Here is a 14,278-nt window from a genome sequence, read left to right as displayed (position 1 = left end):
GACTTGATGCTCCTGTGTCTTATCAGTATTGACTAAATTAGTCAAGAGTTACAGTTTCTGTATTTCCTTCGGCAGCTGCAGCAAGAAGGGCTTCTGTGCTCTTCTTGAAATCATTTGTAGTCTGTGTTGCACCTGAAACAACTTCAACAGCTGAAAGATCTTGTTCTTTTACCAAAGCAGCATTGAGTTGTTCAATTGCTTCACCAGCAGAAACTCCTGCTTTGTCCTTCATGTTTTTGTTGTATTCTTCATTTGTTGATTTTAAGCTACCATCTTCAGCTTCGTAATCAAACTTAGATTCGCTAATTTTACCATCTTTAACTGTCAAAGTGTGAACGATTTTATAGCCGTAATCGTCTTTGCCTGACTCAGCTTTGTAAGTACCATCTTTCAATACTACTGTTTCTGTAGTTGAAGATGAAGTTGAAGTAGATTCTTGTTTAGAACCGCAAGCAGCAAGTGCAAAGACCGCACCAAGAACGACCAAACTTTTCAAGACAACTTTAGTTGTTTTCATAACAATACTCCTTTTGTAAAGTAAATAGTTTTTCTATTTATTATGATATACCTAATTAAAGAAAAAGTCTAGATATATTTTTAAAAATAATGACTAAAAACCGTTTCGACAATGCTATCCAATGATTGGAGAGAAAAGCGATTCAGTCTGTCTAAATGACTTCTCATTTTATTTAAATAAGCCACAATCAATCCTTCCGTTTTGGCAATGGCATTCGTTGCAAATAGCTTATTTATTATCACATTCAGCCCCTCTTGACTAGGGGTTTGAATGTAGTTCTGTAAGTGCTGACGAATAGAACGATCCTCACTCATCGCAAACAAAAGTGGTGCTGTATAAATTCCATTTTGAATATCTTGCAATCTGGGCTTACCCGACTTTTCAACATCTAAGCGGTAGTCAATCAGATCATCTCGGATTTGAAAAGCCATCCCCAGAGCTTGACCAGCACGAAAGGCTAAATGACTATCCTTCTTTGATTGCCCTGGAATAAAGCTGCCCAGCTGACATGCTAAACCGAATAAAAAAGCTGTTTTCCCTTGAATTTGCTTGAGATAGGCTTTCATCGTCATTTGGGTATCAAATTGATTGACCAACTGTGATAACTCTCCACGAAGAATAATTTCCAGGAGCTTATCATTGCCCAAATCCAAGTCATTCTCCGTCAACTCCTGCAATCGAAGTCCTTTCCCAAGCAAGCGTCCTGAGTAAGCCAGAAGATAGTCTCCCGTATAAATAGCGATTCGGTTTGAAAATTGTTGATGGGCTGCTTCAACACCCCGTCTCTTATCTGCACCATCAATCACATCATCATGAATGAGAGTTGCTAGATGCAAAACCTCTAAATGGGCGGCAAAATACAGTTTTGATTTACTAATCTGTCCTTCCGTCATTTGTGCAAAGAGCAGACAGAGGCCGGCACGTAGGTATTTCCCAGGTGCCTCTACATATTCAACAATCTTTGAAGTCACTGCTGGATGTAGGACCATCATTTCAGATAGAATAATGGACTTAACCTCCTCAAGCCCCCGTTTCACATCAGGATGAGCATTCCAAATTTGATGTACCACTAATGTTTTAAATTTCCTTTATTTTTTATCCTTTAAACTGTAAATGTGCTTGGGCTTCCCATAAATCTTTTGATCAAGGAATCGACCCAACCAAGGCATAATCCAGTAGTCTAGACCGAAGGCTCTACCCGCACCATTCATCAATGAAATCGCCGCTGGGATAAACCAAATATTGACCCAATAGAACATACCTGACAAGCTAAACATAACGACCAATGCAACAGTTGCTGCAGATACAATCCACACAAATGCACCAGCAATCAAGGCAAGACCAATACCAATTTCAGCAAGAGTCATGAATTTCTGCATAAAGAGAGCAACTTCTTGGTTTGGCATCATAAATTCCATGATTGATGCGAACCAGTCAGGCATTTGATCAAGGACTGCCATCGGTGCTTCACCATAAGCATAACTCAAACCAAAAATTGGTTCAGCCGCTTCTGCCGTAGCAGTTGCCGCTTGTGAGGCACTTGAAACCGCCTCAGCAGCAGATGCACCAGATACTGGATCAGCTAACCAAGGGAATGGGAAGACAACTTGATCCCCAAACCATGATGTTGTTCCAAATAGACCAAAGGCTTTCTTGATACCTTCGTAGAGCCATACTGAACCATAAAGGACACGCATTGGCACAGACCAGAGAAGATTTCCTTTGCCTGAAGTATGACCTCCGAAAATGTTTCGCTTATTCTGAATGTCAAAGAATTCATGACGAACATAAGAACCCATGTAGAAGAAACTACGGATGGTAAAGAAGTAGAGTAGGTTTACCATGTGTTTGACAGCCATTGCCATAAAGCCTGACATGTGGTATTTGTCCATCAAGAAGGCTACACCGTAGCGTGCTCCAATAGATACCATAAACCCATCGTATTTGCCTTCGTAGCGATGTTTTTCGCCACCCTTGATGGCTGCAATAATATTGCTTGCTGCCGTATGACCTGTTTGCTCAGCTGCTTGAACAATTTGTGGAGTTGGTTTTCCTTCTGATTCTTCAAAGTAGACCAAGTCACCTGCTACATAGACATTTTCCTTGCCTTTCGCTTCCATGAACTCATTGGCTACCAAACGACCTGCACGCGCTTTTTCAATACCAAATTCACTTGCATCTGTATTGGCTTGAACACCAGCTGTCCAAATAGAGGTATAGGTAGGAATTTGACGACCTGATGAAAGTGTCAAGCTATCTTCTTGAACGCTTGCTACGCCATCACCAAGCACCAACTCCACACCTTTTTTCTCAAGGTATTTACGAGCCTTGACTTGCTCTTTTTCAGTAACCATAGCCAAGATGTTTGGCGTTGCCTCAACAACCTTAAGTGAGAATTCTTTTGGATCCAACTTGAACTCACGTGCCAAAATTGGTACCCAGTCAATCAACTCACCGATCATCTCAATACCTGTGAAGCCAGCACCGATAACGGTAAAGGTTAAAAGAGCGCGACGTTTGGCTTCATCATGCTCACGCATGGCACGATAGCAAGCATCAATCATGTGGTCATGCAAACGTTCTGCTGCTTCGATAGACCAAAGTGTAAAACCGTGTTCTTTAACACCTTTCACACCAAAGTCATTAGCCTCACCACCCATTGCAAGGAGCAGGTAATCAAAATCCAGAGTTTGGTGTTCCGCAACTACTTGTTTCTTATCGTAGTCAATCTCAACAACCTTGTCTGTTACCAATTGAACCTTTGGATATTTTTTGAAGATACGTTGAAGGTCATACTTGATTGCATTGGCTTCTACACGCCCAGCCGCAACTTCATGCAACTCTGTCATATAGGTATGGAAAGAGTTCTTATCAATCAAGGTAACTGTTACATCTTGATCCTTTTTAAAGTTTTTCCCTAGCAATCGAGCTGCTGCAATCCCCGCATAACCAGCACCGACAATCACAATATTTTTCGTCACAATGTTTCCTCCTTGTGAAAATCAAAACAAATTACATGTTTCCATTATAACGCATTCCAAGATAGTTGACAAGCGAATTTCAATAATTAGTAATATACGACAGACAAAACTTGCCAGAGTGAATAAAAACAAGTATGATAGTAAAATAGATATTCAACTAGAAAGAGTTTTCTATTACAGTTCCATGAATTCCAAACGACAAACCCTTAATTTTATTACCATGTTAGCTGCTCAAGCAGTGGTTATTTCCTTAATTGAGCGAATGATTACGCCGCCCTTTGCCTTTGCTCCAGGTGCCAAACTAGGACTTGGAAACTTGATTAGCTTAATCGCTATTTTTACCCTCCCTACAAAGGATAGCCTAAAGGTTGTCGCACTACGCTTGCTCATCTCAACCTTTCTGGGAGGCACCTTTTCAACCTTCCTCTATGGCTTTGCCGGAACTACCTTGAGTTATGTAGGAATGCTCTCTGCCAAGCAGCTCGGTCCAAAACGTGTCAGTCCTATTGGAATTTCTATTCTGGGTGGGATGTTGCACAATCTTGGTCAGCTTCTTGTTTTTGCTACCATCGCCCGTTCTTTCTATGTACTGAACTACCTACCAATCCTCGCTTTTACAGGAATTTTATCAGGCTTATTGGTCGGACTGGCTGCTACCTACCTTCTCCAAAAGGTCGGACCTTTACGTCACTATCATCAACAAGTCTTAGCAGAATGGAAATAAAGGGAGTGGGAAAGAACTCGACTAGTTCAAAAAGAGTTCGTCAACAAGTCTTTATTTCTAGTTGTTGAGCTGAAACAGTCTATTCCCAGACTGTTTCACTCCCACCCCCGCATAGCTCCAACAGTCAGAGTAGTGACTGTTGGAGGTTGGAAATGAAGCGAACTCTGTTCGCATCAGTCGTATAGGCCAGATTTGGAGTGCAAAACACGAACAAATCTGCCAATCAACCACTGCGCTGAGATGTTGACACGAACTCTGAGAAGTGGTCCTGGGCTTGTTGCCCAGCCTCTTCTTTTTATGGTCCGCACCACTTTTTCATTATCCATAATAATTTCCCCATAATCCTGGTGTCACAAATAAAATGAGCCACCTCATGTAAACACCACTTATAAAATCCATGGTAATAAAAAACAAGGAAGCTTTCAAGAAGAGAAAAAATCAGGTTCTTTGCGTGTTTTAGTCGTACATTTTCTTTCTTTTGTGCTACAATATCTTCATCTTTTATTTTTTTGAGAAAAGGTAGAATTATGTCACCATTTAGGATCAAACTTTCTCCCAGTCAGCGAATCATTATCAGTTTCTTATTCGTGATTCTGACTGGATCAATTTTACTAAGTCTTCCCATCTCACAAATTAGCACCTCTACAGCAAGTTATTGGGATCATCTCTTCACATCTGTCTCCATGGTTTGTGTGACAGGGCTATTTACCAAAGCCGTTGCTGAAACCTATTCTACTTTTGGACAGATTATCTGTATGATGCTAATCCAAATTGGTGGTTTGAGCTTGATAGGATTTATCGGTCTCTTTGCTCTACGCGGTGGTCGTAAAATGAACTTCATCAATATGGCGACCTTACAAGAGGCTCTAAACCGATCTGACACAAAATATTTTCGTAACTTCCTCAAATCAGCTTTTGGTTTTACCTTGGCGGTCGAAGCCTTTGGAGCCCTCTTACTGTCCTTTCATTTTGTACCCGAATTTGGATGGGCGAGAGGTTTATTTACCTCGATTTTCGTAGCTATATCAGCCTTTTGTAATGCTGGTTTTGATAATTTTGGCACAACTAGCATCATGCGCTATGTGGATAATCCTCTAATCAATATAACATTAGCCAGTCTCATTATTATGGGAGGTCTTGGATTCTCGGTTTGGTTTGACCTTCAGACACAAATCGGGCAAAAACGTAGCCTACGAAAACTAGGGTTCCATACAAAGATTGTTCTAGGCCTAACAGCCATTATACTAACCCTCGGAACTCTGACTACCTTACTCACCGAATGGAATAACCCTTCTACTATCGGGCAACTATCATTTGGTCATAAATTATTAGCCAGCTTTTTCCAGACGGTCACCATGCGAACCGCTGGTTTTGCCAGTATCGACTACACGAAGGCTGAACCAATCACCCTCTTGCTCTATATCTTTCAGATGATGCTTGGCGGAGCCCCAGGTGGAACAGCCGGCGGTATTAAAATAACCGCCTTCCTAACCTTAGTGCTCTATGCTCGTAGCGAGATTCTCGGTCTCCCTCATACCAACTTTATGGGACGAACCATTGATAACCTCAGCATCCGCAAAGCTTTTGCGACATTCTCCGTCTTCCTGCTTATGTTTATCATAGGACTCTTCGCACTTGCCTTAACAGATGACCGACAACCACTTCTATTTTTAATGTTCGAGGTCATGTCAGCACTAGCCACTGTGGGTGTTACTGCCAATCAGACACCAAGTCTAACCATGGCCGGTCAAGCAGTCATTATGGCGCTCATGTTCTTCGGCCGTATCGGTCCACTTTCTATTCTCGCAAGCCTTTCTGTTCGAAAATTATCTAAAACCGAAAGTCTTCAATACGCAAAATCATCTATGCTTGTTTAAAAGGAGAAATCATGCCAAACTATACTATCGGAATTCTCGGCCTGGGAGTTTTTGGTACTACCATTGCAAAAACATTACATAATTACGATTGCAATATCATTGCTATTGATAATCATGAGCAACGTATCAATCATCTAGAGCCTATTCTCACGCGCGGTATTGTCGGAGACATCACCGATCGCTCGCTCCTACGTGCAGCAGGAATCGGTAACTGCGATGCTGTTGTTGTAGCTACTGGCGAAAACTTGGAATCCAGTGTCCTTGCTGTTATGCATAGCAAGGTCCTAGGCGTTCCTATGGTCATTGCCAAAGTCAAAGGAACAACTGCGAAAGAAGTCCTTCTCCGAGTTGGTGCTGATAAGGTTATTTCTCCTGAACGCGAAACAGGTATTTCCCTAGCCAAACAATTACTCCACCGCGACACAACCAGCCTTTTTGAGCTTGACGGTAATGTTTCCATTGTTGAGTTTCACCCGCCAGTAAAATGGATTGGCAAAACACTCGGCGAATTAAAACTCCGTCAACACTATAAACTCAATATTATCGGTTACCGAAGTGGCAAAAATCAGGAATTAAACATCCAACTAACTCCTGACTATGTCTTCAAATCTGACGAACTCATCTTAGCAGTAACAGACCATAACACTGTCGATCATTTTGAAGAGCTGACAAATTAATACTCAATGAAAATCAAAAACAGACTAGCTCCAAAGTTTTGGAGAACCTTTGGAGGTTGGAGATAGGGCGAACGCAGTTCGTTACTACTTACGCAGATAGAACCCTGTTACTATTTTGTTTCAAGGTAACAGGCTGAAAGGCTCCAGTGGAGCATTTCACTCATCAAATCAAGTCAACAAGGTCTGATTTTGATTTTCGAAGAGTATAAATAACAAATTTACGCCCTATACTCCGTTCTCAGGAGAAATATTTTATCCCTAGAAAGCCTACTAGACTATCATTTATCTAGTGGGCTTATCATCTGTCAAAAGGAGACGTTATGAATGATTTAACCAAAGGAAAACCGATTGCGGTCATCTTACAATTCGCTATTCCCTTGTTGATTGGATCTTTTTTTCAACTGGCCTATAATTTTGCTGATTCCATGATTGTGGGGCATACTTTGGGAAAGGATGCCTTTGCAAGTGTCGGTTCAACAGCCAGCCTGATTTTTTTAATCATCGGCTTTGCCCAAGGTGTCACCAATGGATTAACCATTATTTCTGCCCAACGCTTTGGAGCTGGCGACTTAGAGGGGCTTAAAAAATCTTTTGTCCACGGACTCTTCTACGCTTCCCTCATCAGCCTTTTACTAACAGTCTCAGCCTTAGCATTTTTGAAACCTATCTTGGTCTTAATGCAAACGCCTGTGAGTATCATTGACCACTCCCATGCCTTTCTAACGGCCATGTTTGGCGGATTGACCTTTACTATTTTTTATAATTTCCTGTCTTCAGCCCTACGCAGTCTCGGAAACTCTAAAACACCTCTACTTGCTCTAGTTATCGCTTGTTTTATCAATATTGGTCTGGATTTTTTCTTTATCTTAGTCATGAACTGGGGCGTTTTCGGAGCTGGCTTTGCAACTATCCTTGCCCAAGCCTGTTCGGTCCTCTTTCTTATTTTTTACATTATCCACAAGGTACCTCACTATCATATTGGACTAGCTGATTTAAAATTGGATAGGGATAATCTCAAGAAACATGCCCAGCTTGCTTTTCCAATGGGATTTCAAGCCAGTATTATCGCCATCGGAGCCATGACCTTGCAGTTTATGGTCAACCAATTAGGAACAGACGCCATCGCCGCCCAGGCCATTGCCCTTCGTACTGACCAGTTGGCTATGTTGCCCATGGTCAATCTGGGCTTGGCTATCGCAACCTTTACTGCTCAGAACTACGGTGCCAAACTCTATGACCGTATTCGAGAAGGGGTGCGCCACTCATTACTCCTCAGCATTGCTTGGGCCATTGTATTTGCGGTCATTCTCATCTTGGGCAATCGTTTCTTTTCTGGTCTATTTCTGCCAAATGCCAGTCAAACAGTGCTGGACTTGGCTCTTGTTTACTACATCATTAACGGCTCTTGTTACTGGATTGTCGCTTCCCTCTTTATTCTTCGTAGCTTTATTCAGGGACTTGGCAAGGGCTTTATCCCAACACTAGCAGGCTTTGGGGAATTGATTTTCCGTGCAGCAGTCGCCATCATCGGCATGCAGTATTTCGGTTTTTATGGAACCGCCGCCGCTAACCCAGCCGCCTGGATTGGCAGTATCATCGTCCTGATTCCAAGTTCCATCATCTTTATGAAAAAATTAAAAGCTGGACAAAGTATATAAAGAAAACGCATGAAAGTCTCATGCGTTTTTTAAATAGTATCTTCGTAAGAATTGGATAAGCATAGCTTGCCAAAGGAGTACATAGCTGATACCTAAGAGGATTGCCAGGCCTCTATGCCAATTCACATCTGGAATGAAACTGACCAAAATGGAGAAAAGTAGAATGGTTACTACCATAATCTTGTCCCTCTTAGATCCCCACGGTAAATACTCTGACAATTGTTTTTCAGGATACTTTTTGACTTCTTGATGTAGGGAATAGCTTAGGCCCAGACCAACTCCTGTTGCCTCAACAATTCCAGAAAAGTACATAAAAGGCAGAAAGAAAATCGTGCTGTATGCACATGCGATGTAGGTAAGAAACAAGAGAAAATAGAGTAGTTTTTTCATGACAAATCCTCCCTGAACCTATTATATCTCTATTTTATCATTTACAAACTAAGTAAACAAGTAAATACATATTCTCAAAAGCACAAAAAAGACTAGAAAACCTAGTCTTTCCTTGTTTATTATCATTTATTCTTAGGAATTTGGATCATCCAAACTACGGCCATGCAAGCCCTTTTCACGTTGGACTTGACGAAGTTTCTCTGGCGTCACATCGTTGCCTTCTTCATCAACCAATTTAATCCCCTCAATATGATGACGGATTGCTCGACGATACCCCTCAATATATTCTTCCCTGAGCTGAGCCTGTTCAACTTTTTCCTCTGGTGTCAAGGTACCAGCTTTTTTCTTTTTAGCCAATTCATTGATCCGATCGATTTTTGCTTGTTCCATGTCTGCCTCCTACTTACTATTCAAGAGATTGAAGACGGCCACTGCACTTGCCTTATCCGCCAAAGATTTCAGTAGAGCCAAACGGTTGGCTTTGATTGCCGCATCATCTGCCATAACCATGGTATTGTCGAAGAAGGCTGCGATGACTGGGCTAAGAGCAAAGAGCTTGTCCAAGTTGCCCGCCATGTCTTCTGTCAACTCCAAGCCTGCCACTGCTGCAGCAAGGGCTTTCTCCTGTTCATTTTCAAAGAGTGCCTCGTCAATCGCAGTCGCCTCCGCCTTTTCAGCCAAGTTGAAGACCCGTGACAAGTTTTCCACGGCTTCCTTGTAGTCAGCCTCTTTTGATTTTTGGAAAATAGCAGAGCTGGCTGCCAGTTGCAGTCTAACGACAAAGGTTGAGCTGGCAAGTACAGCCTCGCGGATGTCTTTCGGAATGGTCTTGTCCATCATCTTCTCTACACGAGCACGGATAAAGTCCATAACAGCTGGCTGGTTGTCATAGGTCAAGCTGGCAAAGTTCAAGCTGTAGAGCTCCGCAATCAACTGATCCAATGGAATTTCCCAACCAAATGCTTCCAAAATCCGCACGATACCCTGTGTCGCACGACGAAGAGCGTAAGGGTCGTTTGAGCCAGAAGGAATCAAACCAACAGAGAAGAAGGATAGAAGGGTATCAAATTTATCAGCCAGTGCCAAGACCGCACCGACCTTGCTTTCAGGCAATTCGCCTTCTGCTGAGTTTGGCAAGTAGTGCTCACGGATTGCTGCTGCCACCGCAGGTTTTTCCCCTGCAAGAAGGGCATACTTCTCACCCATGATCCCTTGCAATTCATCAAACTCGCCGACCATGCCTGTCAAGAGGTCAAACTTGTAGATGTCCGCCGCACGTGCCACATCTGCTTTTTCATCCGCAGACAAGCCTGCCAAGTCAGCCAGTTTTTCTGCGATAACTTTGGTGCGTTCCATGTGCTCGTAAAGTGAGCCGATTTTCTCATGGAAGGTCACGACTTTGAGGCGTTCCACCAAGTCAGCAATCTTGAGTTTTTGGTCTTCACGCCAGAAGAACTCACCATCTTCCAGACGGGCCACCAAGACTTTTTCGTTTCCTTTGATGACATTGTCAAGGTGCTGGTCGTTTCCGTTACGGACGGAGATGAAGTTTGGCAAGAGTTTGCCAGCCTTATCACGCACCACGAAGTAACGCTGGTGGTTTTTCATAGAAGTAACCAAAACTTCCTCTGGCACTTCCAAGTATTTGGTGTCAAAGGAGCCCATGAAGGCAGTTGGGTACTCGACCAAGTTGAGAACTTCATTGAGCAAATCTTCATCAATTTCGACTGTCACATTGTGTTTATCCTCGATAGCCTTGATTTGCTCGACGATCATCTGTTGACGCTCTGCTGGATCAGTGATAACAAACTGTGCACGCAAGTCTGCCTCGTAAGAATCTGCACTTGCAATCTCAGTTTCATTTCCAAGGAAACGGTGACCACGGCTGATGCGACCAGATGTAATGTCCAAGAAGTCCATATCCAATGCTTCATCGTCCAAGAGAACGGTCAAGGTGTGGACAGGACGGATGTAGGCGAATTTGTTGGACCCCCAGTTCATGCTGACAGGGAAGGTCATAGCCTTCAAGACCTCTGGAATGCCTGCCAAGACTGCCTTAGCTGGCTGACCAGCTTCGTGCTTGGTCACGTAGACATACTCTTCGCCCTTGATCTCGCGGAATTCGATGTCAGCAGTCGTCAAGCCTTTACCACGGACAAAACCTTCTGCCGCCTTAGTGAAGTTCCCGTCTGCGTCCAAGGCAATCTTCTTAGCAGGACCCTTGAAATCTTCTGTAAGATCAGTCTGCTGGTCTGCCAAACCACGCACACGAACAGCCAAGCGGCGTGGTGTTGAAAAGACGTCGATGCTGTCAAAAGCCAAACGGTTGTCTGTCAAAAAAGTCGCCATGCGGTCACGCAACTGGTGCATGGCGGGGGTTACGATGTAGGCAGGGATTTCTTCCAAGCCAAGTTCAACAAGTAAATTCTTTGTCATTATTCTGCGTCCTCCTTCAACAATTCTGCTCGTGTTGCTTCGTCTAAAAGTGGGAAGCCAAGTTTCTTCCGCTCTGCCACAAAGGTTTTGGCAACGACACGAGCTAGGTTACGGATGCGGGCAATGTAGCCTGCACGTTCGGTTACAGACACAGCACCGCGGGCATCCAACAAGTTAAAGGTGTGAGAGCATTTGAGTACATAGTCAAATGCTGGGTGAACCAAGCCCTCTTCCAAAGCCCGCTCTGCTTCTTTCTCAAACTTGGTAAAGTTTTCAAGGAGCATGTCTTGGTCGGATACTTCAAAGGAATATTTTGAATGCTCATACTCTGGCTGGATGAAGATTTCGCCGTATTTGACACCGTCTGCCCACTCGATGTCGTAAACGGAGTCAACTTCTTGGATATAGGATGCCAGACGCTCCAAACCATAGGTTACTTCGGCTGTGACAGGGCCAGTCGCCAAGCCACCGACCTGTTGGAAATAGGTAAACTGCGTGATTTCCATACCGTCCAGCCAAACTTCCCATCCTAGACCAGCTGAACCAGTTGACGGATTTTCCCAGTTGTCCTCAACAAAACGAATATCATGCTCCAAAGGATTGATGCCCAAACGCTCCAAAGACTCCAAGTAGAGTTCTTGGATATTAGAAGGTGACGGTTTCATAACCACTTGGAATTGGTGGTGCTGATAGAGACGGTTTGGATTTTCCCCGTAACGACCGTCCGCAGGACGACGACTTGGCTCAACATAAGCCGCATTCCAAGGCTCAGGACCGATTGCACGCAAGAAGGTGTAAGGGCTCATAGTACCCGCACCCTTTTCCGTATCGTAAGCCTGCATGAGCAAGCAGCCCTGCTCATTCCAAAATTGTTGTAAGGTTAAAATGATTTCTTGAAAAGTCAACTTCTTTGACATATTCTTCCTTCTTTCTATTTATATTGTAAAATTGCTAGTTCTTCACACTCGGTACAGCTTCCACAAAGACAGGCTGCTCTACCTTGTCCACATAGGAGCAGGTCATAGCTTCTAGGTCAGTGACCCACTTGTAAATACCTGCTTCTGCTGTTTCTTGACAGAAGGTGAGAAAATCTGTTTGTCCAGCCTGGTGATTGCGTAAGATAGTCACAAACTGGTCCAGATTGGCTTGGTCCGAAACAGGTACCGTCGCTTGATAGCCCTGTTTTTCCAGAGTCTGCCCTGTCTGTGAGCGATAGGTAACCTGCCCAGACTGAATATCCACCGTATTTTCTACCATACTCAAGTCCTTAAAATAGGCAATCAGTTTGGGAAAATCAGGCCCAGTAAACTGTACATGACCTCGATTGATGTTTTCTAAGGTGAACATTGGTCTCCTTTCTTTATAGTAGCTGTCTTCCACCTTGAGATGAAAAACAAGAAATACTCGGTCGGCAGACAAAAAGAACCACATTCTCTTCCCCTGTCAACAGACATAGGGGCGTTGAGAACGCGGTTCCACCCTAATTTATTACTTCATTTGTATGATTCTGATTGAGTCGGACAGAGTCACGACTGGGAAAGCGCCAATTATTTCAAGACTGGCTTGGCTTTCACTCTCCCAAGCTCGCTAAACAGGCTTTTGAAATAACCTTCTTTCATGCTTAGTATTGTAGCAGAAAAATCAGCATTTGTCTAGAAAGACCACTATTTATCCGAACACAATCTCACTGACAAATCCTACAAGGCTATTGCAGGCCTATCGCAATCTAATAGATATTTTTCTGGTACTACTCCCAAGAATTTTTCTGCCTGTTGACTGATAAAATCTAGGGCATTTTCCAAATCTTCTACTCTATCAGAATTGACCAACTCCATAACCAAGAAAGCATTCTTTGTCTCATCCGTAATCATGGTTCGCTCACCATCGCGCCAATTGAAACAGCGACAAACGGCGCCTTTATCATCCTTATAGCAAACTTCACCTGGTAAAGTTGGATTATTGGTTTCATCACCAATGAGATAGAATTCATCCCCACCCTCAGTGACCGTTAGTTGGAGATTGCCTACAAATGTATCTAAATCTTCAGCACCACATGGAAGACCAAAACGTAAACTCGCCGCATTATAAATGTCCACTAATGGAGAAATTGTTGTGACTGGACGATCACTAGTTGAACGTTTCAAAAGGGCTTCGATACTAGAACGCGCGCCTTTTTTTGTTTTAAATTTTTGATAGGCTTGACGATATGTACGAATGACCTCGTTCTCACTAAAGGTATCTTCCGTAAGAAATTTCTGGGCAATGCTGTTACTCTCCTCAAGCAAGTTCACAAGTTCTTCTGGCGATTGCGATGGAGCCTTATAGTCTTTCAATAAGAGAACTCCGATTTTTGCATCTGGAAATAGACTCCAAAACGATGAATCAACAATAAATTGTGACATATTCTCACTCCTTTTTAAAAAAATCAGCACCCTATGAACATCTTCTAAGACCTAACGATGTTCATAAAATGCTGTTGCATGACTACCCGGTGGCAGTGTTTATTTTATTAACATTATTGTATAAAATCCCAGAGAGAATGTCAAACATTATCTCAGAATATGGGGAAACATACTCTGAGGTTAGCCACAAGAAAATTAAAACAATCCCAACTGGTTTCAATTCTGGAACATCATAATTTGCCAATGCTAATACAGGAATACTCAAAATAATATAGGGAAGTAACATGGTTGACCCTGCAGCAACATCTACTAAATCTTTGTCAGGGTCCTCAACAAACCAAACGAAAGGTAAGAATAAACGAAGCCATTTTGCTCTCTCTGTAGATCCTAAAATTGGTCGAATAAATAGAGTCAACAACTTGTATCCAACAAAAGCAAATATGGCTAAGATATCCTCTCTAGTTAGAGCTAACATCTACCCACTACAGTTGACAAAGAGCCAAAAGAGCCAAAAAAAATGGTCCAAAGGACCATTTTTCGGCTCTATAATTTCTGTAGTGGGTAAAACCACCGTGGAGATTATGGAGCCTTTTTAAGTATATACAAAAAGTCCCAT

14 protein-coding genes are annotated in these 14,278 nt (G+C 42.9%); 4 read left to right on the top strand and 10 right to left on the bottom strand.

The window, feature by feature from the left end; all coding sequences use genetic code 11:
* Nucleotides 1–37: 37 nt before the first annotated feature.
* The 3 genes from P7J49_RS00070 to P7J49_RS00060 all read right to left on the bottom strand — a co-directional run bounded on the left by P7J49_RS00070 (nucleotide 38) and on the right by P7J49_RS00060 (nucleotide 3,498).
* Entirely contained in the window at nucleotides 38–517 is a 480-nt protein-coding gene (locus P7J49_RS00070) for an FMN-binding protein (RefSeq protein WP_408568670.1), read from the bottom strand.
* An 80-nt stretch (nucleotides 518–597) separates the two neighbouring features.
* A complete protein-coding gene (locus tag P7J49_RS00065) occupies nucleotides 598–1,587 on the bottom strand; it encodes a polyprenyl synthetase family protein (protein WP_408568668.1) in 990 nt (329 codons plus the stop codon).
* 18 nt (nucleotides 1,588–1,605) lie between these two features.
* Nucleotides 1,606–3,498, bottom strand: a complete 1,893-nt coding sequence (locus P7J49_RS00060; protein ID WP_408568666.1) for an FAD-dependent oxidoreductase — start codon at nucleotides 3,496–3,498, stop codon at nucleotides 1,606–1,608.
* Between the two features lie 184 nt (nucleotides 3,499–3,682).
* On the opposite strand from P7J49_RS00060, the gene P7J49_RS00055 reads away from it, so the two are divergent.
* The 4 genes from P7J49_RS00055 to P7J49_RS00040 all read left to right on the top strand — a co-directional run bounded on the left by P7J49_RS00055 (nucleotide 3,683) and on the right by P7J49_RS00040 (nucleotide 8,434).
* Nucleotides 3,683–4,222: a Gx transporter family protein gene (locus P7J49_RS00055; RefSeq protein WP_408568664.1), complete on the top strand. Its 540-nt coding sequence runs from the start codon at nucleotides 3,683–3,685 to the stop codon at nucleotides 4,220–4,222.
* Between the two features lie 527 nt (nucleotides 4,223–4,749).
* Nucleotides 4,750–6,099 (top strand): TrkH family potassium uptake protein, encoded by a 1,350-nt coding sequence (locus tag P7J49_RS00050; RefSeq protein ID WP_408568662.1) that lies wholly within the window; start codon nucleotides 4,750–4,752, stop codon nucleotides 6,097–6,099.
* 11 nt (nucleotides 6,100–6,110) lie between these two features.
* Nucleotides 6,111–6,776: a potassium channel family protein gene (locus P7J49_RS00045; RefSeq protein WP_002942648.1), complete on the top strand. Its 666-nt coding sequence runs from the start codon at nucleotides 6,111–6,113 to the stop codon at nucleotides 6,774–6,776.
* Between the two features lie 320 nt (nucleotides 6,777–7,096).
* Nucleotides 7,097–8,434, top strand: coding sequence for an MATE family efflux transporter (locus tag P7J49_RS00040; RefSeq protein WP_029185442.1), 1,338 nt, complete (start codon nucleotides 7,097–7,099; stop codon nucleotides 8,432–8,434).
* A gap of 18 nt (nucleotides 8,435–8,452) precedes the next feature.
* Here P7J49_RS00040 and P7J49_RS00035 read toward each other — a convergent pair whose 3' ends face one another.
* From P7J49_RS00035 to P7J49_RS00005, 7 genes are all read right to left on the bottom strand, one after another.
* Nucleotides 8,453–8,824 carry a hypothetical protein gene (locus tag P7J49_RS00035; protein ID WP_408568660.1) on the bottom strand — a complete coding sequence of 124 codons (372 nt, stop codon included), beginning with the start codon at nucleotides 8,822–8,824 and terminating at the stop codon, nucleotides 8,453–8,455.
* A gap of 132 nt (nucleotides 8,825–8,956) precedes the next feature.
* Entirely contained in the window at nucleotides 8,957–9,214 is a 258-nt protein-coding gene (locus tag P7J49_RS00030) for a DUF896 family protein (protein WP_024396477.1), read from the bottom strand.
* Nucleotides 9,215–9,223: 9 nt separating this feature from the next.
* The gene (gene glyS / locus P7J49_RS00025) at nucleotides 9,224–11,260 is read right to left on the bottom strand and encodes a glycine--tRNA ligase subunit beta (protein ID WP_408568658.1); all 2,037 of its coding nucleotides are present in this window, start codon (nucleotides 11,258–11,260) and stop codon (nucleotides 9,224–9,226) included.
* Complete coding sequence (gene glyQ, locus P7J49_RS00020) at nucleotides 11,260–12,177, bottom strand: glycine--tRNA ligase subunit alpha (RefSeq protein WP_002939388.1); 918 nt, start codon at nucleotides 12,175–12,177, stop codon at nucleotides 11,260–11,262. Before glyQ ends, glyS begins: the two co-directional genes overlap by 1 nt.
* A gap of 34 nt (nucleotides 12,178–12,211) precedes the next feature.
* A complete protein-coding gene (locus P7J49_RS00015; protein ID WP_024378145.1) occupies nucleotides 12,212–12,691 on the bottom strand; it encodes a DUF1398 domain-containing protein in 480 nt (159 codons plus the stop codon).
* 266 nt (nucleotides 12,692–12,957) lie between these two features.
* Complete coding sequence (locus tag P7J49_RS00010; protein WP_408568656.1) at nucleotides 12,958–13,662, bottom strand: B3/4 domain-containing protein; 705 nt, start codon at nucleotides 13,660–13,662, stop codon at nucleotides 12,958–12,960.
* 82 nt (nucleotides 13,663–13,744) lie between these two features.
* Nucleotides 13,745–14,137 carry a hypothetical protein gene (locus tag P7J49_RS00005; RefSeq protein WP_408568655.1) on the bottom strand — a complete coding sequence of 131 codons (393 nt, stop codon included), beginning with the start codon at nucleotides 14,135–14,137 and terminating at the stop codon, nucleotides 13,745–13,747.
* Nucleotides 14,138–14,278 lie beyond the last annotated feature (141 nt).

It is taken from the genome of Streptococcus suis (assembly GCF_046032515.1).
GTDB classification, from domain to species: domain Bacteria; phylum Bacillota; class Bacilli; order Lactobacillales; family Streptococcaceae; genus Streptococcus; species Streptococcus suis_AL.
The sequence above is the reverse complement of the archived record's forward strand: the minus strand, read 5'-3'. Positions and strand labels throughout refer to the sequence as shown.